The sequence below is a fragment of the Paracoccus sphaerophysae genome (assembly GCF_000763805.1).
In the GTDB taxonomy this organism is placed as follows: domain Bacteria; phylum Pseudomonadota; class Alphaproteobacteria; order Rhodobacterales; family Rhodobacteraceae; genus Paracoccus; species Paracoccus sphaerophysae.
Window position 1 is genome coordinate 1 of sequence record NZ_JRKS01000022.1, and the last position, 20,375, is coordinate 20,375.

General features: G+C 70.7%; 23 protein-coding genes and 1 pseudogene. 12 read left to right on the plus strand and 12 right to left on the minus strand.

The genetic code is table 11. From position 1 onward, the window contains the following. Positions 1 to 212: 212 nt before the first annotated feature. On the plus strand, positions 213 to 872 hold the full coding sequence (locus IC63_RS08350; protein WP_232222554.1) for a DUF3387 domain-containing protein: 660 nt from the start codon (positions 213 to 215) through the stop codon (positions 870 to 872). On the opposite strand, the gene IC63_RS08355 is transcribed toward IC63_RS08350, so the two are convergent. Next, positions 864 to 1,373 (minus strand): hypothetical protein, encoded by a 510-nt coding sequence (locus IC63_RS08355; RefSeq protein ID WP_036719025.1) that lies wholly within the window; start codon positions 1,371 to 1,373, stop codon positions 864 to 866. The genes IC63_RS08350 and IC63_RS08355 overlap by 9 nt on opposite strands. Before the next feature lie 571 nt (positions 1,374 to 1,944). Here IC63_RS08355 and IC63_RS08360 point away from each other — a divergent pair. The 5 genes from IC63_RS08360 to IC63_RS08380 all read left to right on the plus strand — a co-directional run bounded on the left by IC63_RS08360 (position 1,945) and on the right by IC63_RS08380 (position 7,231). Then, positions 1,945 to 2,451 carry a 2Fe-2S iron-sulfur cluster-binding protein gene (locus IC63_RS08360; protein ID WP_084115653.1) on the plus strand — a complete coding sequence of 169 codons (507 nt, stop codon included), beginning with the start codon at positions 1,945 to 1,947 and terminating at the stop codon, positions 2,449 to 2,451. Beyond that, positions 2,448 to 3,419 carry an FAD binding domain-containing protein gene (locus IC63_RS08365; RefSeq protein WP_036719028.1) on the plus strand — a complete coding sequence of 324 codons (972 nt, stop codon included), beginning with the start codon at positions 2,448 to 2,450 and terminating at the stop codon, positions 3,417 to 3,419. The genes IC63_RS08360 and IC63_RS08365 overlap by 4 nt, the downstream gene beginning before the upstream one ends. Then, on the plus strand, positions 3,416 to 5,629 hold the full coding sequence (locus tag IC63_RS08370; protein ID WP_036719032.1) for a xanthine dehydrogenase family protein molybdopterin-binding subunit: 2,214 nt from the start codon (positions 3,416 to 3,418) through the stop codon (positions 5,627 to 5,629). The genes IC63_RS08365 and IC63_RS08370 overlap by 4 nt, the downstream gene beginning before the upstream one ends. A gap of 121 nt (positions 5,630 to 5,750) precedes the next feature. After that, positions 5,751 to 6,677, plus strand: a complete 927-nt coding sequence (locus IC63_RS08375; RefSeq protein WP_052042015.1) for an XdhC family protein — start codon at positions 5,751 to 5,753, stop codon at positions 6,675 to 6,677. Continuing rightward, a complete protein-coding gene (locus IC63_RS08380) occupies positions 6,677 to 7,231 on the plus strand; it encodes a nucleotidyltransferase family protein (RefSeq protein ID WP_052042017.1) in 555 nt (184 codons plus the stop codon). The genes IC63_RS08375 and IC63_RS08380 overlap by 1 nt, the downstream gene beginning before the upstream one ends. Here the strand turns inward: IC63_RS08380 and IC63_RS08385 are convergent. Then, a complete protein-coding gene (locus IC63_RS08385) occupies positions 7,228 to 7,590 on the minus strand; it encodes a winged helix-turn-helix domain-containing protein (protein WP_036719116.1) in 363 nt (120 codons plus the stop codon). The two genes, IC63_RS08380 and IC63_RS08385, sit on opposite strands and share 4 nt — an antisense overlap. Before the next feature lie 291 nt (positions 7,591 to 7,881). Here IC63_RS08385 and IC63_RS08390 point away from each other — a divergent pair, with 291 nt between their 5' ends. Together IC63_RS08390 and truA are read left to right on the plus strand one after the other, a co-directional pair. Next, positions 7,882 to 8,856 (plus strand): 5-bromo-4-chloroindolyl phosphate hydrolysis family protein, encoded by a 975-nt coding sequence (locus IC63_RS08390; protein ID WP_084115655.1) that lies wholly within the window; start codon positions 7,882 to 7,884, stop codon positions 8,854 to 8,856. Then, entirely contained in the window at positions 8,857 to 9,708 is an 852-nt protein-coding gene (gene truA / locus IC63_RS08395; protein ID WP_052042019.1) for a tRNA pseudouridine(38-40) synthase TruA, read from the plus strand. It abuts the gene before it with no gap. Here truA and IC63_RS08400 read toward each other — a convergent pair. Continuing rightward, complete coding sequence (locus IC63_RS08400; RefSeq protein WP_084115657.1) at positions 9,680 to 10,414, minus strand: sugar transferase; 735 nt, start codon at positions 10,412 to 10,414, stop codon at positions 9,680 to 9,682. The two genes, truA and IC63_RS08400, sit on opposite strands and share 29 nt — an antisense overlap. Before the next feature lie 164 nt (positions 10,415 to 10,578). Between IC63_RS08400 and IC63_RS08405 the strand changes: the two are divergent. The 4 genes and pseudogenes from IC63_RS08405 (at position 10,579) to IC63_RS08420 (ending at position 12,700) form a co-directional block, all read left to right on the plus strand. Next, a pseudogene (locus tag IC63_RS08405) lies at positions 10,579 to 11,030 on the plus strand (universal stress protein). A gap of 80 nt (positions 11,031 to 11,110) precedes the next feature. After that, a complete protein-coding gene (locus tag IC63_RS08410; protein WP_036719035.1) occupies positions 11,111 to 11,677 on the plus strand; it encodes a NifU family protein in 567 nt (188 codons plus the stop codon). After that, entirely contained in the window at positions 11,670 to 12,272 is a 603-nt protein-coding gene (tsaB, locus tag IC63_RS08415) for a tRNA (adenosine(37)-N6)-threonylcarbamoyltransferase complex dimerization subunit type 1 TsaB (protein WP_036719038.1), read from the plus strand. The genes IC63_RS08410 and tsaB overlap by 8 nt, the downstream gene beginning before the upstream one ends. Next, positions 12,269 to 12,700 carry a GNAT family N-acetyltransferase gene (locus IC63_RS08420; RefSeq protein ID WP_036719041.1) on the plus strand — a complete coding sequence of 144 codons (432 nt, stop codon included), beginning with the start codon at positions 12,269 to 12,271 and terminating at the stop codon, positions 12,698 to 12,700. The genes tsaB and IC63_RS08420 overlap by 4 nt, the downstream gene beginning before the upstream one ends. Positions 12,701 to 13,516: 816 nt before the next feature. On the opposite strand, the gene IC63_RS08425 is transcribed toward IC63_RS08420, so the two are convergent. Genes IC63_RS08425 through IC63_RS08465 form a run of 9 tightly spaced genes read right to left on the minus strand, consistent with a single transcriptional unit; the run spans position 13,517 to position 20,278 of the window. Then, positions 13,517 to 13,897, minus strand: coding sequence for a hypothetical protein (locus tag IC63_RS08425; RefSeq protein ID WP_036719044.1), 381 nt, complete (start codon positions 13,895 to 13,897; stop codon positions 13,517 to 13,519). Beyond that, positions 13,894 to 14,982, minus strand: a complete 1,089-nt coding sequence (gene flhB, locus IC63_RS08430; protein WP_036719046.1) for a flagellar type III secretion system protein FlhB — start codon at positions 14,980 to 14,982, stop codon at positions 13,894 to 13,896. Before flhB ends, IC63_RS08425 begins: the two co-directional genes overlap by 4 nt. Then, a complete protein-coding gene (locus tag IC63_RS08435) occupies positions 14,979 to 15,734 on the minus strand; it encodes a flagellar biosynthetic protein FliR (protein ID WP_036719048.1) in 756 nt (251 codons plus the stop codon). The genes flhB and IC63_RS08435 overlap by 4 nt, the downstream gene beginning before the upstream one ends. Beyond that, positions 15,731 to 17,809, minus strand: coding sequence for a flagellar biosynthesis protein FlhA (locus IC63_RS08440; protein ID WP_052042021.1), 2,079 nt, complete (start codon positions 17,807 to 17,809; stop codon positions 15,731 to 15,733). The genes IC63_RS08435 and IC63_RS08440 overlap by 4 nt, the downstream gene beginning before the upstream one ends. Beyond that, the gene (locus IC63_RS08445; protein ID WP_156965413.1) at positions 17,806 to 18,063 is read right to left on the minus strand and encodes a hypothetical protein; all 258 of its coding nucleotides are present in this window, start codon (positions 18,061 to 18,063) and stop codon (positions 17,806 to 17,808) included. Before IC63_RS08445 ends, IC63_RS08440 begins: the two co-directional genes overlap by 4 nt. After that, positions 18,060 to 18,926, minus strand: coding sequence for a flagellar motor stator protein MotA (gene motA / locus IC63_RS08450; RefSeq protein WP_036719053.1), 867 nt, complete (start codon positions 18,924 to 18,926; stop codon positions 18,060 to 18,062). Before motA ends, IC63_RS08445 begins: the two co-directional genes overlap by 4 nt. 2 nt (positions 18,927 to 18,928) lie before the next feature. Further along, the gene (locus IC63_RS08455) at positions 18,929 to 19,468 is read right to left on the minus strand and encodes a MotE family protein (RefSeq protein ID WP_036719056.1); all 540 of its coding nucleotides are present in this window, start codon (positions 19,466 to 19,468) and stop codon (positions 18,929 to 18,931) included. Then, positions 19,461 to 19,799, minus strand: coding sequence for a hypothetical protein (locus IC63_RS16970; protein WP_052042023.1), 339 nt, complete (start codon positions 19,797 to 19,799; stop codon positions 19,461 to 19,463). The genes IC63_RS08455 and IC63_RS16970 overlap by 8 nt, the downstream gene beginning before the upstream one ends. Next, on the minus strand, positions 19,796 to 20,278 hold the full coding sequence (locus IC63_RS08465; RefSeq protein ID WP_036719060.1) for a flagellar basal body-associated FliL family protein: 483 nt from the start codon (positions 20,276 to 20,278) through the stop codon (positions 19,796 to 19,798). The genes IC63_RS16970 and IC63_RS08465 overlap by 4 nt, the downstream gene beginning before the upstream one ends. Positions 20,279 to 20,375: the final 97 nt, after the last annotated feature.

Consider the following 20,375-nt stretch of genomic DNA (forward strand, 5'->3'; position numbering starts at 1 on the left):
CCCGGCCCGGGCGCGCGATGCCGGGATGGGGCCGGCTGGTCTGGTTCCGGCCGAGTGACACGCGCCTGACGCGGCACGGCATCCTGACGCGACCGCAGTCCGCTGCGGTCGCGTCTTTCGTTAGTCACCACAACTTGCGGCCTGAGTTGTCCCGTTGTCGCTGACGATCATTCCGGGTTTTCCCGCGGCGCTCGATCCGCGCTTCGGTCAGGGTGGCACCGTCCTGGACGTGGGGGCGCAACGCTTGGAACCGGGACATTGCGACATCCCGCTCAGCCTCAGAGAAGTCCGCGAGGCGCTTCCACGACGCAGTTGCCGCGCTGATAAAGGGCTACAAACTCGCGTCCGGCAGCCCGCAGGCGACGGCCCATGTCGAGGAGGTGGTCTTTTTCGCCGCCGTCCGCTCGTCGCTCGCCAAGCTCGACGTGGGGCAGGGGCGGAACGATGGCGGCGCCGACTTCGCCATCCAGCAGCTGATCAACAGTGCCGTCGCCTCGACCGAGGTTGTCGATATCCTCGCCGCCTGCGGCTTCGACTGCCCCGACATCAGCGTGCTGTCAGACGAGTTCATGCTGGAACTGCAAAACATCCAGCACCGCAATCTGGCCGTGGAGGCGCTGAAGAAGTTGCTCAACAGTGAGATCGCGGCCCGCACCCGGACGAATGTCGGGCAGAAGGAAGCCTTCTCGTCCCGGCTGGAGCAGGCGATCGCCCGCTATCACAACCGCAGCGTGGACGCCCTGCAGATCCTGCAGGAGCTGATCGCGCTGGCCAAGGACCTGCAGAACGAGCCCGAAGATGGCCTGAATGCGGCAGAACTGGCGTTTTACGACGCGCTCGCTCGCAATGACAGCGCCGTGCAGTTATCGTGAGAAGAACGCGGCCTGCGTCGCCAGCAGGGTCAGGCCGGGCGCTTCATCGGTGCGAGTTTCCGGCAAGCTTGCCGCAAGCCGTTCGATGGCCGGCTGCAGCGCCCACACCCAAAGTGCCAGCGTGTCCCTGAGCTTGACCTCCACCTCATCACGCTGACGCCGTCCGCGAGTTAGTAATTCGATCGGAACGAGCGGCAGCACCGTAATCGCGTATCCCGCCTCGTCGAAACACCGGCGCTGCCAAAAATCCAGGATCTCATTCTTTCCCGGTCCGGCGGGTATCACGAGCGGTATCGGACGGCCCAGGATCCGCCCCCGTATCGGCTCCGGGACTTCGCGCAGGTCAACCGAGATGCGTTTCTGATCGACGATCAGGGCGACGGGAAGCAACTCGGCATAGGAGCGTGCCTCACGGCGATCACCGGGGGTCGACCGCGCCTCGAGGTCGGTGCGGATCGTCTCGATCAGTTCGCTCAGAGCTTCGTCAAGGGTCTTTTTCATGTGAATTCCTGGCGTTCATGTGCCACCCGTCGAACTCACACCGCGCCCATTTCATCACGCAGCCTGAGTGGTATCGACACCCAGACGATGGCAGGGGACCACAACCAGAAGTCAAGTGTTGGGGGGGACCTGCTTTGAGCGTCATCTACTGCGGATCCGTGCGCCGTCAGACTGCATGGTCCACTTCGAACCGATGCCATAGGGCTGGCCCGACACGGTTTTTATTTGCTGCACATTTTGCTGCACATCCACCACAGGCTTTTGTAATAAATGTTTGATAGATAGCACTTATTCATCGTCGGTTCAGTGCAATAGAGCACATCACCCGCTCCACCCGATCTTTCCGGCCGCAGCGTCGCGGGCCGCATCGCCCGCGGGGGTGACGCGGGGGCCCGCCTGCGCCGACACCGCATCCCACCGATAGCGCGGCAGACGCCGGTAGGTCTGCGCGCGGGGGCCGAAATGTGCGGGCCGGCCCGCCCTTCCCACCGACAAGACCAACATTTCTTGCAGGAACCCCGGCGTCCCGGCAGGTGTTCCGCTAGACCCCAACAGACCAGCGAGGCAGCCGATGGACATCACCCTCACGATCAATGGCGAACGTCGGACATTGCCGCTGGAGGATCCGCGGGTGACGCTGCTGGACGCGCTGCGCCAGCATCTCGACCTGCCGGGGACCAAGAAGGGCTGCGATCACGGCCAGTGCGGGGCCTGCACGGTGATGCTGAACGGGCGGCGCATCAATGCCTGCCTGACGCTGGCGGTCATGCACCAGGGCGACGAGATCACCACGATCGAGGGGCTGGGCACGCCCGAGGCGCTGTCGCCTCTGCAAGCGGCCTTCATCCGCCATGACGGGTTCCAGTGCGGCTATTGCACGCCCGGCCAGATCGTGTCGGCCACCGCGATGCTGGCCGAGTTCCGCGAGGGCTGGCCCAGCAACGTCTCGAACGACCTGTCCGCGCCGCGCCTGGACGACGAGGAAATCCGCGAGCGCATGTCGGGCAATCTCTGCCGCTGCTCGTGCTATCCCAACATCGTGGACGCGATCCGCGAGACGGCGGAGAGCGTGGCATGAGGCCGTTTACCTACACCCGCGCCGAGGATGCGGCCGCCGCGCTGGCGGCTGGCGGGCGGTTCATCGCCGGCGGCACGAACCTGCTGGACCTGATGAAGCTGCAGGTGGAAACCCCGGACGCGCTGGTCGACATCAACCATGTCGGGCTGGACGCCATCGCGCCCGAGGGCGAGGGCCTGCTGGTCGGCGCGCTGGTCCGCAACGCCGACCTGGCCGCCGATCCGCGGGTCCGCCGCGACTGGCCGCTGCTGTCCCGCGCCATCCTGGCCGGGGCCAGCGCCCAGATCCGCAACCGCGCGACCACCGGCGGCAACCTGCTGCAGCGGACCCGCTGCCCGTATTTCTATGACCTCGACACTCCCTGCAACAAGCGCCAGCCGGGCAGCGGCTGTTCAGCGCAGGGCGGCTTCAACCGCACGCTGGCGATCCTGGGCGCGTCCGAGGCGTGCATCGCGACCTTCCCCGGCGACATGCCGGTGGCGCTGGCGGCGCTGGACGCCGAGATCCGCATCGACGGCCCGAACGGCGCCCGCACCCTGCCCGCGGCGGGCTTTCACCGCCTGCCCGGCGACACGCCCGAACGCGACACCAACCTGGAACCGGGCGAGCTGATCACCAGCGTCGCCCTGCCGGCGCCGACCGGCGGGCGGCAGATCTATCGCAAGGTCCGCGACCGGCGGTCCTTCGCCTTTGCGCTGGTGTCGGTGGCGGCGGACGTGGTCATGGACGGCGGTACCATCCGGCAGGCCCGCGTGGCGCTGGGCGGGGTCGCGGCACGGCCGTGGATGCTGCCCGAGGCGCAGGCCCTGCTGGACGGCCAGCCGCCCTCGGCGGCGCTGTTCGGCCGGTTCGCCGACCGGCTGCTCGCGGGGGCGAAAGGACACGGCGAGAATGACTTCAAGATCCCCCTCGCGCGTCGGACGGTGATCGCCGTCCTGACCGAGGCCACCGGCGGAGACGCAGCATGAGCGAGCCCATCACCTTCAAGCGCCACCTGCGGATGAACACGCCGGAGAAGGCGGATTTCTTTGACCAGACCGCGCAGGGCGTGCTGTCGCAGCCGCTGGACCGGCCGGAAGGCAAGCTCAAGGTCACCGGCACGGCCAGCTATGCCGACGACGTCCACCCGCCGGAAACCGCCTATGGCTGGTTCGTCCGCGCGCCGATCGCCAAGGGCTGGGTGACCGGGCTGAACACGGCCGAGCTGCGGGCGATGCCCGGGGTGCTGGCGGTGATCCGCGACGACCGGATGATCATGCACCCGGCGCAGGGCCAGCAGGGAAAATCCCCGCCGCAGGGCCCTTCCGAAGTCTTCTATGCCGGCCAGCCCGTCGCGCTGGTGGTGGCCGAGACCTTCGAGCAGGCCCGCGACGCCGCCCAGGCCGCGCGGCCCGAGCTGATCGACCGCAGCGACAAGGCGGCGCTGAAGCTGCCGCTGGACGACTATGAGACGCCCAAGTCCAAGCAGGCCGCGCAGGGCGATCTGGACAAGGCCATGACCGAGGCCGCCTTTGCGGTGGACCAGGTCTATGAGACGCCCTCGATGAGCCATTCGGCGATGGAGCCTCATGCCGCCGTGGCGTGGTGGGACGACGGCAAGCTGACCGTGCGCGGCAGCTATCAGATGCTCAAGACTAACGTCGCCGAACTGGCCGACGCGCTGGGGATCAGCGCCAGGAAGGTGCGCATCCTCGCCCCTTATGTCGGCGGCGGCTTCGGCGGCAAGCTGGGGATCAGCCACGAGGCCGTGGGCGCCGCCATCGCCGCGCAGCGTCTGGGCCGCCCGGTCGCCATCGCGCTGCACCGCCGCAACGTCTATGAGGCCACGCATCGGCGGTCGGAAAGCCGCCAGCGCATCCGGCTGGCCGCCGGCGCGGACGGACGGCTGGCCGGGATCGGGCACGAGGCGTGGGTGTCTTCCATGTTCGGGGACAGCTTTTCCGAACCCGTCACCCAGGCCTCGCCCTTTACCTATGCCGGCGAAAACCGGGTGATCGGGCATCACGTGGCGCGGCTGAACCTGACCGCGCCCGGCTCGATGCGGGCGCCGGGCGAGGCGATCGGCGTGCCGATTGTCGAACTCGCGATGGACGAGCTGGCCCAGGCCGCCGGGCTGGACCCGGTCGAGCTGCGGCTGCGCAACATCCCCGACGAGGACCCCTCGACCGGCAAGCCGTTCAGCTCGAACCGGCTCGAGGACTGCCTGCGGCAGGGGGCCGAGCGCTTCGGCTGGGCGGATCGTCCCGAACCCGGCGCCCGGCGCGAGGGCGAATGGCTGATCGGCATGGGCATGGCCTCGGCCGTGCGCGTCAACACGCTCGAGCCGTCCGAGGCGGCGATCATCCTGCTGCCAGACGGCACGGCGCGGGTCGAAACCGACATGACCGACATCGGCACCGGCAGCTATGCGATCCTGACCCAGATCGCGGCCGAGGCGCTGGGCTTGCCGGTCGAGCGGGTCACGACGGTACTGGGCGACAGCGACCTGCCGCCCTCGTCGGGCTCGGGCGGGTCCTTCGGGGCGGCCTCGTCGGGCAGCTCGGTCCTGCTGGCCGCGCAGGCGCTGCGGGCGCAGCTTGCGGAACGCATGGGATGCGACGCGGACGAGATGACGCTGAAGGACGGGCAGGCCATCGCCGGCAACCGCACCCGCGCGCTGCCCGACCTGCTGGCCGGGGACACGCTGCGGGGCGAGGGCGCCATCGACCCCGGCGCGACCTCGCAGACGGTGCGGCAGGCGACGTGGGGGGCCCAGTTCGCCGAGGTCGCGGTCAGCACCGTGACCGGCGAGGTGCAGTTGCGCCGGCTGGCCGCGACCTTTGCCTGCGGCCGCATCCTGAACCCCAAGACGGCGCGGTCGCAATGCATCGGCGGGATGATCTTCGGCATCGGCTCGGCGCTGACCGAGCATGTCGCGCACGACCCGCGCGACGGGCATTTCGTCAATCGCGACCTGGCCGAATACCACGTCCCGGCCAATCTGGACGTGCCGAAGATCGACATCGCGTTCCTGCCCGACCGCGATGCCCACGCCAACCCGATGCAGGCCAAGGGCATCGGAGAGCTGGCCTGCTGCGGCACCGCCGGCGCCATCGTCAACGCCATCGCCAACGCCACCGGCAAGCGCTTCCGGGAGTTTCCGGTGACGCTGGACAAGGTGCTGGCGGCGCTGGGATGATGGGCGCGAGGTCGGGCAGGATGGTGGGCCGGGACCGGATCAGCGTCGGCGGGCGGCTGCCCGCCGGCCGAGGGCCGACTGGCCCGATCCCCGGTCCCGGTCCGCGATCGGGGCGACGCCCATGACCCTGGCCCGACCGATTCACCCCCAAGGCGACGCGGTGGCGACCCACGGCGCCGCGGTGATCTGCGAATCTGACCTGCCGCTGGCGGCGATCCCGGCGGCGGGGCGCTTTGCGCTCGCGGTCATTACCGGGGTCGAGGGCGCGTCGTACAGGCCGCTGGGCGCCATGATGGTCGTGGACGCCGAGGGCGAGGTGTCGGGGTCGTTGTCCTCGGGCTGCCTTGATCGCGACGTCGCGCTGCGGGCGCAGCAGAGCCTCGCCGACCGGCGTCCCGCCGCGCTGCGCTATGGCCGCGGCTCGGCGATGCTGGACATCACGCTGCCCTGCGGGGGCGGGCTGGACATCCGCATCCTGCCCGATCCGGACCGCGCCCTGCTGGCGGCCTGCCGGGCAGAGCTTGCCGCCCGCCGTCCTGCGCGGCTGGTCGTCGGGGCCGACGGGCTGGCCGCCCCCGGCGCGGCGGGGATGGCGCTGACCATCCTGCCCGCGATCCGCTTCGTGGTGATCGGCAAGGGGATCGAGACCACGGTGTTTGCAGCGCTTGCCCGCGGCGCCGGGTATCAGGTCGACCTGTTTTCCCCCGATCCCGACCCGCTGGCCCAGCCCCTGCCGGCCCGCGGGTGGCCGCAGGCAGCGGCGACCGACGACCGCACGGCGGTCACGCTGTTCTTCCACGATCACGACCTGGAACCGCCTTTGCTGCAAGCGGCGCTGGCCGGTCCGGCCTTCTATGTCGGCGCCCAGGGCAGCCTGAGGGCGCACCAGACCCGTTGCGCGGCGCTGCGGGCGCGGGGGGTGGACGAGGCCGCCATCGCGCGGCTCGCCTCGCCCTTCGGACTGATCCCCTCGGCCCGCGACCCGCGGACGCTGGCGGTGTCGGTGCTGGCCGACGTGCTGGCGCGGGCGCAGCAGCTGGTGGGCTGATGAGGGCCGCGCTGGTGCTGGCGGCGGGGCAGTCGCGCCGCTTCGGGACGGCGGACAAGCTGCGGGCGCCGGTGGAAGGCCGGCCGATGCTGACCCACGCGCTCGAGGCCGCCCGTCCCGCGGCAGGGCTGCGGCTGGCCACGGTGTCCTCGGAGCCGGTCGCGGCGCTGGTGCGCGCGCATGGCTTTCAGCCCGTCCCCGTGCCCGCCGGCGCGCTGCAATCGGCGAGCCTGCGGGCCGGGCTGGCCGCGGCCCGCCAGCACGGCGCCACGCAGCTGCTGGTCCTGCTGGGCGACATGCCCTTCGTGCAGGCCACGGACGTCGCGGCGCTGCTGGTGCTGGCCGGGACTGAGGCCGCCTGCACCACGGGCGGCACCACCCCGCTGCCCCCCGCCGTGTTCCCCGAGGAGATGTTCGCGGCGCTGGCCGGGGCCCAGGGGGACCGCGGCGCCGGCGCCCTGCTGCGCGAGATCCCCGCGGCCCGCCGCCTGACGCTGCCGCCCGACCGACTGCGGGACATCGACCGGCCCGAGGACCTGCGCGCCGGGCCCTAGGCTCGGCTGGCGATCAGCTCGCGCAGGCTGCGGATGGCGGGGGCGGCTGCGGCGGCGGCGTCGGCCTCGACCTGCCGATACAGCGCCAGCACCTGTCGCCCGGTGTCGGTCAGCGCCGCGCCGCCACCGCCGGGGCCGCCGCGGGCGCTTTCGACCAGCGGGGCGCGGAACATCGCGTTCATCGTCTCGACCAGCATCCAGGCACGCTTGTAGCTCATCCCCATCTCGCGCCCGGCGGCGGAAATCGAGCCGGTCTCGGCGATCCGCTGCAACAGCTGCGCCTTTCCCGGCCCCAGCATCGCGTCGGGGGACAGGAACAGGCGGATGAACAGCTCGGGGTGCAGGCGGGGGTCGGACATGGCCCGGATCATCGCCGCATCGGCGGGGTTAGGCAATCGCCGCCACCCGCGGCCCGCGCCCGCGGTTTCCGCCGCGCTTCGGCCGCCACCCTTCCCCCCGGCGGCCGGTTGCCCCATATTCGCCAGGGAACGCGACGCCCGCCCCGGCGGTTCTGGACGCGTCACCGCCCCCTCTGGCCAAGCGAAAAGGTCTTGCCGATGTCCCGCCATGCGATGCAGCGCCTGTCGTTCTTCCTGCTGATGGGCGTCACGCTGTACGCCTCGCTGGGCATGGGCTGAGGAGGCCGCGGCATGGCAAAGCGTTTCGGCGGCCGGTTTTCGCCCGATGCGGGGCCGCGCGGTCTGGCGCCCGCGCCGGCCGCCCGCCCCGCGCAACAGATCCGCCATCCCTACGAATCCCGCACCTCGTGGGTCACCGCGATGGCGACGCCGTTCCTGCTGACGGCGCCGTTTCACGACCCGGTCGGCATGGCCGCCAACCTCGCGGCCTTCGGCATCACCGCCGGGGCGATGTGGCTGACCCGCGAGGGGCTGCAGGCCGAGGCCGCCTATGACGCCCGCCGCGTCGCCCGCAAGCCGGCCATCCCGCGCAAGCTGTTCGGCGGCATCCTGACCGGGCTGGGGCTGGCCGTCGGCGTGGCCGAGCCGGGGTCCTTCACCGGGGCGGGGGTGCTGGGCTTCACCGCCTCGATCCTGCACTGGCTGTCCTTTGGCCCCGACCCCATGCGTGACAAGGGGATGGAGGGCGTGGACGCCTTTCAGCAGGACCGCGCCGCCCGCATGATCGAGGATGCCGAGGCGCATCTGCGCGGCATGACCGACGCGATCCTGCGCACCGGCGACCGGCGGCTCGAGGCGCGGGTCAGCATGTTCGCCGCCACCGCCCGCAACCTGTTCGACCGGGTCGAGCAGGACCCCGGCGGGCTGGCCGCCGCGCGGCGCTATCTGGGCGTCTACCTGCAGGGGGCGCGCGACGCGACGTTCAAGTTCGCCGATCTCTACGCCCAGACCCGCGACCCGCAGGCGCGCGCCGATTACGAGGCGCTGCTGGGCGACCTGGAAGCAAGCTTCGATGCCCTGACCCGGCGGCTGCACGAGGGCGGGCGCACCGACATGGACATCGAGATCGAGGTCCTGCGCGACCGCCTCGCCCGCGAGGGCGTGCGCCCGTCCGCCACCGCGGCGCTGGAGGACCGGCGCGAGCCGACCGCGGCCGAGACCTTCGGCCAGGCGCTGCGCGAGACCTTGAAGGACCGCAGCCGCTGAATGCCGCGCTTTGCGCTCAAGATCGAATATGACGGGGGGCCGTTCGCGGGCTGGCAGGCGCAAGCCGACCAGCCCTCGGTCCAGGGCGCGATCGAGGCCGCGCTGGCCCGGCTGGACCCCGGCTTTGCCGCCGGCGCGCGGGTCGCGGCGGCCGGGCGCACCGATGCCGGCGTTCACGCGACGGCACAGGTCGCACATGCCGATCTGGCCCGCGACTGGGACCCGTTCCGGCTGTCCGAGGCGCTGAACTGGCACCTGAAGCCCGCCCCCGTCGTGGTGCTGGCCGCCGCTGCGGTGGCGGACGACTTCCACGCCCGGTTTTCGGCCACTGGCCGGCGCTATATGTTCCGGCTGCTCGCCCGCCGCGCGCCCGCGACGCATGAGCGCGGCCGGGTCTGGCAGATCAATCAGGCGCTCGACGCGCAGGCGATGCGGCAGGGGGCGGCGCATCTGGTCGGGCGGCACGACTTCACCACCTTCCGGTCCACCATGTGCCAGGCCGACAGCCCTGTGAAGACGCTGGACCGGCTCGAGATCACCGAACATCCGGCCCCGCACGGCGTCGAATACCGCTTTCACCTGTCGGCGCGGTCGTTTCTGCACAACCAGGTGCGCTCGATCGTCGGCACGCTGGAACGGGTCGGGGCCGGGTCATGGGCGCCGGATCGGGTGGCCGAGGCGCTGGCCGCCCGCGACCGCGCCGCCTGCGGGCCGGTCTGCCCGCCGCAGGGGCTGTATCTGTGCGGAGTCGATTACCCGGCCGACCCCTTTGCCGCAGCCGGGGCCGCGGACGCGCGCCGAGCGGAGGGGCTAGCGGAGGGGCCTAGCGGCGGCGCACCCAGCCGGGAATGATCACCGTCATCATCGTGTTGGCGATGATCCACATGTCCAGCGCCACCGACCGACGCTGCTGATAGATGCGGTCCAGCCGCAGCTTGGTGGGCAGGCAGCGCCGGTAATAGACCGCCTCGGTCGCCTCGGCGGTGTGGCAGTCGGCCAACAGCCGGTCCTCGTGCGCGTGATAGATCAGCGTGGCAAGGCCGGTGACGCCGGGCCGGGTGCGCAGCACCTCGGCATAGCGGCGCGGAAAGCGGTCCACGTATTCGCGCAGCGGCGGGCGCGGGCCGACGAAGCTCATGTCCCCGCGCAGGATGTTGAACAGCTGCGGCAGCTCGTCGATGCGCGTGCGGCGCAGAAAATGCCCCAGCCGGGTGATCCTCCACGCCTTGTGCGCCCCGGTCGCGCCTGCATCCTCGTCGACCTGGGTCATGGTGCGGAACTTGATCAGGCTGAAGGCTTCCCCCGGCGCCCGCATCCGTTCCGAGACATACAGGATCGGCCGCCCCTCGGACAGCAGCAGCAGCCCGGCCACGACCAGCATCACCACCGACAGCGGCACCAGCAGGACCAGCGCCAGCACCACGTCGAACACGCGCTTGCCCAGGGTCATGCCGACATGCCGTTCGTCATCGGGGTGGTCGGTCGCGACGAAACCTGGCCGGGGGAGCGCCGGCAGCCCCACCGCTTCGGTCCGGTCCCAATCGTGCTCAATCGTCACGCGCCTACCAAACGTTAAGGGCCGGATACGACTTTTCCGTTGCGGTTCCGATAACATGGCCCTGGCGGGAAGAAAACGCACGACACGGCTTTTTGTTCGGGGTCTTGAGCGGGGTTGCGCATTTGCGACGCTGCGGGCCGGAGCATGGACCGGGTGGACGGACGATGCGCAAGTTCCTGGTAGTGCTGGACGACAGCAAGGAATGCCTGAACGCGACCCGCTTTGCGGCGCTGCGGGCGGCCTCGACCGGGGGGCGGTGCGGGTGCTGTCGGTGATCCCCGCCGACGAGATCCAGCACGGCTTCGGGGTGGCCGAGGTCATACGCGCCGAGGCCCGCGACCGGATCGGGGCGCAGTTCGAGGATCCATGCCAAGCGGATGCGCGACCGCCCCGGGATCAAGCCCGAGCTGGTCGTGCGCGAGGGCGATCCAGGGGCCGAGCTGCTGGCCCAGATCGCCGAGGACCTGGCATCGCAGTGCCGGTGCTGGCGGCCTCGGGCGGCGGCGGTCCGGGGCCGCTGATCTCGCGCCCGATGCGCGACCTGTCGGCGCTGCCCTGTCCGATGACGATCGTGCCCGGCGACATCTCGCGCGAGCGGCTGGAAAAGATCAGCTGAGCCTGCCCGCGGGGGCGCCGGGGCAGGCTTGACTTTAAGGGGGGTGCGCAACCATATCGGCAGGGCATGAGGAGCCGCCGATGTTCATCCAGACCGAAACCACACCGAACCCCGCGACGCTGAAATTCCTGCCCGGCGACACGGTGCTGGCCACCGGCACGGCCGATTTCCCGCAGGCCGAGGCCGCCGCAGACAGCCCGCTGGCGCGGCGCGTCTTTGCCGTGCCGGGGGTGACCGGGGTGTTCTTGGGGTCGGACTTCGTCACAGTGACCAAGGCCGACGCCGCGCATTGGGACCAGATCAAGCCGTCGATCCTGGGTGCGATCATGGACCACTACCAGTCGGGCGAACCGGCGCTGGCCCAGGGCCAGGCGGCGGCAGCCGGCGGTCACGCCGCGACAGGCGACGGCCCCGACGCGGAAATCGTCGGCCAGATCAAGGAGCTGCTGGACACCCGCGTGCGTCCCGCCGTGGCCCAGGATGGCGGCGACATCACCTTTCACGGCTTCGACCGCGGCGTCGTTTATCTGCACATGCAGGGCGCCTGCGCGGGCTGCCCGTCCTCGACCCTGACGCTGAAGATGGGGATCGAGAACCTCCTGCGCCATTACATCCCCGAGGTGGTCGAGGTCCGGCCCGTTGCCTGACACCTTTGCGTCGGGGCCCGTCCTCGGCTTTGACACATCGGCCGCGCATTGCGCGGCCGCCGTCGTTTCGGGGGGCCGGGTGCTGGCCTGCCGGGTCGAGCCGATGGCCCGCGGCCAGGCTGAGCGGCTGTTCCCGCTGCTCGAGGCGCTGCTGTCGCAGGCCGGCGTCGCCTGGCGCGACCTGTCGGCGATCGGCGTCGGCACCGGCCCCGGCAACTTCACCGGCATCCGCATCGCCGTCGCTGCAGCGCGCGGGCTGGCGCTGTCGCTGGGAGTGCCGGCGATCGGGGTGACGGTGACCGAGGCGCTGGCCGTGGGGGTCCCGCGCCCCTGCCGCGCGGTGGCGCCGCTGCGCGGCGACGAGGTCGCCTGGCAGGATTTCCCCGGCTCCGCCGAGCCCGCGCTGGCACTGGCCGATGCGCTGCCCCCCGGTCACCCGGTGCATGGCCCGGCCTGGCCGCTGCCTGCCGCGATCGCCCTGCTGGCCGCCGAACGTCTGGCCTCGGGGTCGGACTTCCCCCGACCCGCGCCGCTCTACCTGCGCCCCGCCGACGCTGCCCCGCCGCGCGACCCGGCGCCGGTCCTGCTGCCGTGACCCCGGCGGCGCTGGCGGCGCTGCACGCCGCCTGCTTCACCACCCCGCGCCCGTGGTCCGAGGCCGAGTTCGCGAGCGTGCTGGCTGCGCCGGGCGCGCTGCTGCTGACCTCTGACCACGGACTCCTGCTGGGGCGGGTGGCGGCGGGCGAGGCCGAGTTGCTGACCCTCGCCGTCGCCCCCGCCGCCCGCCGCACCGGCGAGGGCCGCGACCTGGTCCGCCGGTTCCTGGCGGCGGCCGAAGGGCAGGGGGCGACGGTGGCCTTTCTGGAGGTGGCGTCGGACAACCCCGTCGCCCAGGCGCTGTACCGCGCCACCGGCTGGCACGAGGCCGGCCGGCGGCGAGGGTATTATGCGCCGGGGGTGGATGCACTGGTGCTGCGGCGCGATCTGACGGGGGAGGTGTCCGCGGGAATTGTCGGCAGCTAAGGGCCACGCGCGACGGGGCGGCACCGCAGGCGCCCGGTGTTGGGCCGGTCGGACCCGCCTGATGTGGTGCCCGTCTGACGGGCGCAGGGCCGCCGCCTCGCAGTCCGTGTCTCGGTGCGCGGGAGTTGTCGGCGTATTGCACTGCAGCGGATTGGTCGCAATTTCGGGAAGATGCTCGCCGAGAGGCGCCCGTTTGCGGATCGCGGTGGGTTCATATCGTTTCGGCCCCGATGGATCGGGCGAGGGGCTTGGTGGGAAATGCGCGGTCTTCGTCTGGAAAACTTGGCTTTGAAACGGAACGCGAGGCTGGAAGGGCAGAGGAGATCTGCTACGGTTCGCGTGGTCCCAGAGAGCAGGCTCGTGCTGGAAGATGGCACCATGTCGCGGCCCCGGCGGGTGCGGCTCTGGTCGTTGCCGCCTGCGCGGCGCCTCTGTACCGTGACCCGATCTATCTGGCGCTGAAGGCCAGGCCGCCCACGCAGGTCCCCGCAGACAAGCAGGCGGACTTAAGCAAGGGCCACGCCACCTGCGACGTTTTCAACGAGGACAACCGAGCAAGCAGTACATGCTGTGCGGGTGGCCGGGGGGCGGACCCAGGGTCTGGATGCGATCCTTGAGCCGCTCGGATCATGGTTCCTGGTGTCACATCATGGGGGCTGCGCCGCACGGCCGTCAGCCTCCGATGTAGCGCCGGCGGACGCGCCGGCCGGGTTGGGCCTTCCGTCGGACGCGTGCAGGTCCGAAGAGCCGACGATGGGGGGCCCATCGGGACGACGTCCGCGCGCCACCCGTCGGCCCCGGGGAAACGAACCCCCGCTAGCTGCGCCGATCGCGCGCCTCCCGATCCTTCGCCACCGTCATGCGCTGCAGCTGGACCAGCGCCTCGGCGCGCCCGAAGGCAACCGTCGCGTTCTTGCGCGCCGCAGCCAGGGCGGGCTGCATCCTGGCCAGACCGTCCTGGGCGCGGTGCAGCCGTCCGGCGCGATAGCCGACCAGAGCGGTGGTCAGTCGCCATTGATCTAGCGCATCGCCTGCGGGGGTCGTCATCGCCGCGTGCAGCTCGTCCCGGATCGTGTCCACGTGGCGTCGCATCTCGTCGGCCTGGGCGCGATAGGCGGCGTAGCGGCGCAGCTCCAGGTCGGCGCGCATCCGTGCCAGGCGGGCCAGGGCGCGCAGCTGGTCGGACCGGCGGCTCATGCGCTGCCCTCGAGCGCGCCGCCATAGCCGCGGCGGGCCTTGGCGCGCATCGCCTCGGCAAAGCGGATCGCGGCGGCGACCGGCCCGAACTGTTCGCGCGGCACCTCCTCGCCGATCTTGGTGCGGGCGTGCAGGGCACGGGCGCAGGGGGGATCGGACCAGATCGGCACCTTGTGCTCGCGCGCGCGCTCGCGCATGCGGGCCGCGACCTCGTCGACGCCCTTGGCGAGGCAGACCGGCGCCTTGCCGCTGCCCCGCTTCCATTCCAGCGCGACCGCGTAATGGGTCGGGTTGACGATCACCACATCGGCCTTTTCGACATCCGCCAGCATCGAGCCCAGCGCCAGGTCGACCGCCTTCTGCCGCCGCGCCGCCTTGAGATGGGGATCGCCCTCGCTGTCCTTGTGCTCGTCCTCCACCTCCTTGCGGGTCATCCGGTTGCGGCGGCGGAAATCGAAATGCTTCCACAGCAGGTCCACGCCGGCGAAGAGGATCGCCACGACGAGCGCGAGGGTCAGCACCTGCCGGATGAGGACCGGCAGCGCCTCGATCCACGCGGCAGCGGTCATCGCGGCGGATTGCGCGATGGTCTTGCCTAGCGAGGAAAACAGCAGCACCCCGCCGGTCCCGATGGCGGCCAGCTTGCCCAGCGAGATCGCGAAGCTGCTCAGCCCGGTGCGACCGAACTTCTGCGCCGCGTTCTTGAAGGGATCGATCCGCTTGAGGTCGGGAGCGACGCGCGAGGGGGTGAAGACGAGCCCGCGCTGCACGATCAGCCCGACCAGCACGAGCATCGCCGGGACCAGCGCCACCGCCAGGACCGCCCCGGCCGAGATCAGCGCGAGAGACCGGACCGCGGCGCCGCCGTTCTCGGGAACCGACCCCGCGTCCAGCAGATTGCGGGCGGTGGCGAGCCACGGCGGCACCAGGACCGCCAGCCCGAAGGTCAGGGACCCGAAGAACCCCAGATAGGCGAGCGCCGTGGTCGCCTCGGCCGAGCGCGGGATGTCGCCCTGTTCGCGCGCCTTGCGCAGCTTCTGCTCGCTTGGCTCGTGCTGGCGGTCGTCCTTGTCCTCGTCGCTCATCGCAGCGCCGGCAGGTGCAGGGACATGAGGTCGTTGGCCCAGATCGCGAGGATGCCGGGCAACAGCACGGTCAGCGCCACCAGGGCCAGCAGCACCGCCGCCGGTGCGGCGATGAACACCACCGGCATCGCCGGCATGACCCGGGCCACGACGCCCGACAGCATCTGGAACAGCAGCCCGCCCAGGATGAACGGCGAGGCGATCAGCAGCGCCAGCACGAAGCCGTGCCGGACCAGCGCGCCGAAGGCCGGCCAGAGCGTGCCGATCTCGGGCCAGCTGCCAGGCGCCATCATCCGGAAGCTGTCGGCGAGGAACTGGCAGATCAGCACCGGCAGCCCCAGCGCCATCAGCACCGCGAGCCCGGCGAGGTGCATGAGGTTGCCGATCGGGTGCGGCGGCATGTCCTCGGACATGCCGAGCAGGGCCGACAACGAGGCGCTTTGCGCCAGCGCGGTGGACCCGATGTCCAGCGCCATCGCCACCACCCGGACCATCAGCCCCATGACCAGCCCGGTGACGATCTCGGCCGCCATCAGCGCCGCGATGGACAGCAGGTCATCCGGCACCGCTGTCGGCGCGGCGGCGGCGAAAAGCGGCGTCAGCGCGAGGCCCAGCGCGGCCCGGACGCGGATCGGCAGCAGCCGTTCCCCCGTCGCGGGAAGCGCCAGCAGGAACGCCTGCACGCGGCCATAGATCAGCAGCCACGGCGCGGCGAGCGCGACCAGGGCGGCGAAGGCGTCGTCGGGGATCACGTCTCGACCGTGCCCACGAGGCGAACGCGAGCCTGCGGATCGACCTCCTCGATCCCCAGCACCGGCCAGCCGAGGCCCGCGGCGGCAACCATCGCGCGCACCATGCGGCGGCGGTGATCGGGGACGACCAGCGCCGGCTGGCGCTCGGGCGGCAAGGCGCCGGCCGCGAGTCGCAGCCGCTCGGTCATCCGCTGCATCAGCGGCGGGGTCAGGGCGCCGCCGCCGCGCCCGGCCTCGGCTTCGGCGCGCATGAACTCGGCCTCCCACCCCGGCTGCAGCTGGACGACGTCCAGCCCGCCATCGGGGTCGCACAGCTGTTCGGTGATCTGGCCACGTAGCCGGCGGCGGACGAATTCCGCGGCGACCTCGGGGTCGGGCGAGCGGGCCTCGTAGATCGCCTCGACGATCAGCGGCAGGTTGCGGATAGAGATCCGGTCGTCCAGCAGCAGGCGCAGCACCGACAACAGATGCTCGGGTGCGACCTTGTCGGGGATCATGTTGTCGAAGACGCGCTGATAAGCCTGGGCGCGGGTCTCGTCGCTGAGGCTGCGCAGTTCCTGCATGAGGCGCTGCATCGAGGTCAGGGTCAGCAGCGCGGGCAGCTGCGACTTGACGGTGTCCATCAGATGCGTCGACAGAACCTCCATCGGGGTCACCACGCTGGCGCCGGCGATGGCGGCGTCGTCCTGGCGGCTGGGGTCGATCCACTTGGCGGGGCTGTCATAGACCGGCTCGCGGGTGCGTTCGCCGGCGACACCGGCCAGCACCTCCTCGCCGCCAAGGGCGAGGATGCGGTGCGGGTCCAGCCGCCCGCGGGCGCGCACGACGCCGTGCACCCGGATGACGTAGTCGCCCCCGGGCAGGCCGACGGCGTCGGTGATCCGGACCTCGGGCAGGATGACGCCGAAGCTGCGGGCGATGTGGATGCGCAGGTTGTTGATCCGCCCGCCCAGGCCCTTGGTCGGGTCCAGCGCGGCGGTGATGAGGTCGGCGCCGATCTCGACGCAGATCTCGTCGGTGTCGAGCACGTCGCCGATCCGCGAGCGGGTATCGACGGGCGCCGGCGGCGACTGTTCGGGCTCGGCCGGGGGCGCCGCGCGGTGCGCGTTGCGCCATGCGAACCACCCCGACACCGCGGCGATGGCAAGAAAGACCAGGGTCGGCATGCCGGGCACGAAACCAAGCACGGTCATCCCCATGGCGACCAGCGCGGGGGCGTGCCAGCCTTGGGTGAACTGCTGCGACAACAGGTCCGCGGTCGACTCGGTCGAGCCGCCGCGCGACAGCAGCAAGGCCGCGGCCATCGAGGTGATCAGCGCCGGCACCTGGCTCACCAGCCCGTCGCCGATGGTCAGCTGCGAATAGGTCGACAGTGCCTCGCTCACCGGCAGGCCGTGAGCGACCACGCCGACCCCCAGGCCGACGAAGAAGTTCACCGCGGTGATCAGCAGGCCCGCGACCGCGTCGCCCTTGACGAATTTCGAGGCACCGTCCAGCGATCCGTAAAAGCTGATCTCGCGCTGGTCCTGGATGCGGCGGCGCTTGGCTTCGTCGTGGGTGATGGCGCCGGAGTTCAGGTCGCCGTCGATGGCCAGCTGCTTGCCGGGCAGCGAATCGAGCGCGAAGCGGGCCGAGACCTCGGCCATGCGCCCCGACCCCTTGGTGATGACCATGAAGTTCACGATCGAGATCACCGCGAACACGGTGATCCCCACCATCAGCGACCCACCGGCGACGAATTCGGAGAATCCGCTGATGACCTCGCCCGCCGCGCCGGGGCCGGTGTGGCCCTCGGTCAGGATGAGCCGGGTCGAGGACACGTTCAGAGACAGCCGGATCAGCAGCGAGATCAGCAGCATCACCGGGAAGGCCTGGAAATCGGTCGGCCGGTGCACGACGCTGGCCATGACGAGGATCAGCGTTCCGGTGGCGATGGAGATCGCGATGCCCACGTCCAGCAGCCCGGCGGGGATCGGGATCACCATCGACATCACCACCAGCACCAGCGCGCCGGTGATGGCCAGCGGCTTGCCGGACGAGCCGGCGGCCGATCCGATCCCTGCAACCGCGCTCATTTCGCGGCCCGGGGCGGGGTGGCGGGCGACATCACCCAGTCCACCGGCATGACGACATCATCCAGAAAGCCGGCGCGGCGCAGATGCACGATCACCAGCAGCCTCTGGTCGGGGGGCAGTTCCTGCAGCCGCACCGGGAAATCGGGCGCGAGGTCCTCTCCGGCGATCAGCCGGTCGGTCGCGTCGTCGACGAATTCCATCGCGGCGGGTGAGAGGGCCTGGGCGGCGGCCAGGATCGCGGCGGCCAGCATCACGCGGCCTTCTTCATTTCACGCAGCGCGTTCTCGACCTCGACGAAGCTGGGCCGCAGGTGGTCGGGTGCGGCCTGCCGCCCGACCTCGACGCACAGGTTGGTCGCGTGCTGGTGCAGCCCGGCGATCAGCACCGACTTGATCACGTCGTAGAACGCCAGGTCCTGCTTCATCACCGCGCTCAGCCGCTGGGCCAGCGGCGCGACCAGCCCATAGGCGAGAAACACGCCGAGAAACGTCCCGACCAGCGCGCCGCCGATCATGCCCCCCAGCACCTCGGGGGGCTGGTCGATCGCGGCCATCGTCTTGATCACCCCCAGGACGGCCGCGACGATCCCCAGCGCGGGCAGCGCGTCGGCCATGTTCTGCAGCGCGTGGGGCACGTGCATCGCCTCGTCCTTCATCAGGTTGATGCGCCGACTCAGCATGTCCTCGACCTGGTAAGGGTCGTCATAGTTGAGGCTGGCCGAGCGCAGCGTGTCGGTGATCAGGGTCACCGCGTTGTCGTCGTTCAGGACCGCCGGATAGGCCTGGAAGATCGTCGACTTCTGCGGGTTCTCGACATGCTCCTCGAGCTCGACCGGGTTGGCGCGCGCCAGCTTGAGCAGCTGGAACAGCAGGCACAGCACCTGGGTGTTGTCGCTTTCATGCCAGCGCGGCCCCTTGAAGGCGCGGATGATGCCCGACACGGTATGCTTCAGCACGGCGGTGTCGTTCGACAGAAGATATGATCCGACCGCGGCGCCCCCGATCATCATCATCTCGAAGGGCAGCGAGTGGGTGATGACCCCCATCTTGCCGCCGGCGAGGATATAGCCGCCGAAGACCATGGCGAAGGTGAGGACGATCCCGATGATTCCAAACATCTTCAGTCTCCGGCAAGGCGGCGGGAGCCCATGTGGGCGGTCAGGACCGCGGCCTGGCCGGGGTCGATCTGGGCGATGATCCGCGCGCCGGCCTCGGGCTGGACGCGAGCAAGGATTTCCGCGGCGAAGTCCGGCGGCAGGGCGGTCAGGATCGTCGCGGCCTCGGCGGGCTTCATCGCGTCATAGACGGCGATCAGCCGGTCGATCCCTTCGACGGTGCCGGCCTTCTGGGCGCCGCGGGCATCGCCCAGCGCCGCCTTGGCCGATTTCAGCGCCTCGAGCCGCGTCTTGATGCGCAGCTCGGCTGCCGCGAGTTCCTGCTTGCGCCGGTCCAGATCGGCCAGCGCGCGGTCGACCGCGATCCCGCGCAGCCGCAGGGTATCGGCCAGCGCGACCGCCTCGGGGACATCGGTGCAGCCCTGCAGCAGCGGCGAGGTGGCAGCCTGGGCGGTCAGCTGGGGGGCGATCCGGTCCGACTGCGCGAACGCGGCGGCGGCGGTTAGGGCCGCAAGGCCGGCGGCCCACAGATGGGTCTTACGCATCCTGCACCTCGGTCCGCTTGCGGCGCAGCGGGCGCCGCGGCTCTTGTCCATCCGGCAGGAACTGGCGCTGCAAGGCCCAGTAGGCACGCTCGGATTTCGCCTTTTCGATTTCCCGCGCCAGCCCGTCCGAGGCGCTCGTTGCCCCCGCCCGTGCTGCGGCCAGCGCCGCCTCGAGCCGGGCGATTTCCGCGGCCATGACGGCGATCGCGCCGCCAAGCCCGGTTTCGAGGTCATTCAGCTTGCGCAGCCGGCGCGATAGCAGCAGGCAGAAGCCCGCCAGGGCGAGGCCCGCGGCGACCAGTGCCGCCTGGAGGATCAGTCCGATGGTCATTGGATGCGAAACTCCGTGATGAGAAGGTCGCGGACGGCGTCGTCGCCCAGGACGAAGCGAGTGCGGGTGGCCAGCTCGGCCCTGATGATTTCCAGGATCCCCCGCCGGCTGAAGGCGCTGGAATCGATGCGTGACAGAAAGCCGTTATAACTGTCGGTAATGCGCGGCATCAGCGCCAGCGCCTGCGCCTTGGCCTCGGGCGCGACCTCGATCATCACCGTCAAAGCGAGCGTCTGGGTCCGTTCCCCTGGCACCGTCAGCACGATTCGCGGCACGTCGACAAAGGCGATCTCGGGGCCCGCGGCGTGCGCTTCGGCCGGCGCCTCCGAGGACGAAATCAGTGCCAGGGGCGACCAGAAACCCAGGTAGGTGCTGGCCGCGCCGCCGCCCATGGCGAGCACGGGCAAGAGCAGCGGCATGAGCCTGCCGATCCGGGATTTGCCGGGTTCTGCTACCGTGGCGTCGGCTGTGTCGGTCATCTGATTCTCCGTCCTGTCCGAACGGATTTAGCAGGTCGGCACTAACCGAATCTTAATCGCCGCCATGTCATGACGAACCTGTCGAAGCGGAAACGAT

Coding starts and splice junctions, on each gene's coding strand:
- flhB (WP_036719046.1), bottom strand. CDS start 14,982: ATGAGCGACGAGGACAAGGACGACCGCCAGCACGAGCCAAGCGAGCAG.
- IC63_RS08465 (WP_036719060.1), bottom strand. CDS start 20,278: ATGACCGACACAGCCGACGCCACGGTAGCAGAACCCGGCAAATCCCGG.
- IC63_RS08375 (WP_052042015.1), top strand. CDS start 5,751: ATGACCCTGGCCCGACCGATTCACCCCCAAGGCGACGCGGTGGCGACC.
- IC63_RS08370 (WP_036719032.1), top strand. CDS start 3,416: ATGAGCGAGCCCATCACCTTCAAGCGCCACCTGCGGATGAACACGCCG.
- IC63_RS08380 (WP_052042017.1), top strand. CDS start 6,677: ATGAGGGCCGCGCTGGTGCTGGCGGCGGGGCAGTCGCGCCGCTTCGGG.
- motA (WP_036719053.1), bottom strand. CDS start 18,926: ATGTTTGGAATCATCGGGATCGTCCTCACCTTCGCCATGGTCTTCGGC.
- IC63_RS08440 (WP_052042021.1), bottom strand. CDS start 17,809: ATGAGCGCGGTTGCAGGGATCGGATCGGCCGCCGGCTCGTCCGGCAAG.
- truA (WP_052042019.1), top strand. CDS start 8,857: ATGCCGCGCTTTGCGCTCAAGATCGAATATGACGGGGGGCCGTTCGCG.
- IC63_RS08385 (WP_036719116.1), bottom strand. CDS start 7,590: ATGTCCGACCCCCGCCTGCACCCCGAGCTGTTCATCCGCCTGTTCCTG.
- IC63_RS08365 (WP_036719028.1), top strand. CDS start 2,448: ATGAGGCCGTTTACCTACACCCGCGCCGAGGATGCGGCCGCCGCGCTG.
- IC63_RS08360 (WP_084115653.1), top strand. CDS start 1,945: ATGGACATCACCCTCACGATCAATGGCGAACGTCGGACATTGCCGCTG.
- IC63_RS08425 (WP_036719044.1), bottom strand. CDS start 13,897: ATGAGCCGCCGGTCCGACCAGCTGCGCGCCCTGGCCCGCCTGGCACGG.
- IC63_RS08390 (WP_084115655.1), top strand. CDS start 7,882: ATGGCAAAGCGTTTCGGCGGCCGGTTTTCGCCCGATGCGGGGCCGCGC.
- IC63_RS16970 (WP_052042023.1), bottom strand. CDS start 19,799: ATGACCATCGGACTGATCCTCCAGGCGGCACTGGTCGCCGCGGGCCTC.
- IC63_RS08410 (WP_036719035.1), top strand. CDS start 11,111: ATGTTCATCCAGACCGAAACCACACCGAACCCCGCGACGCTGAAATTC.
- IC63_RS08455 (WP_036719056.1), bottom strand. CDS start 19,468: ATGCGTAAGACCCATCTGTGGGCCGCCGGCCTTGCGGCCCTAACCGCC.
- IC63_RS08355 (WP_036719025.1), bottom strand. CDS start 1,373: ATGAAAAAGACCCTTGACGAAGCTCTGAGCGAACTGATCGAGACGATC.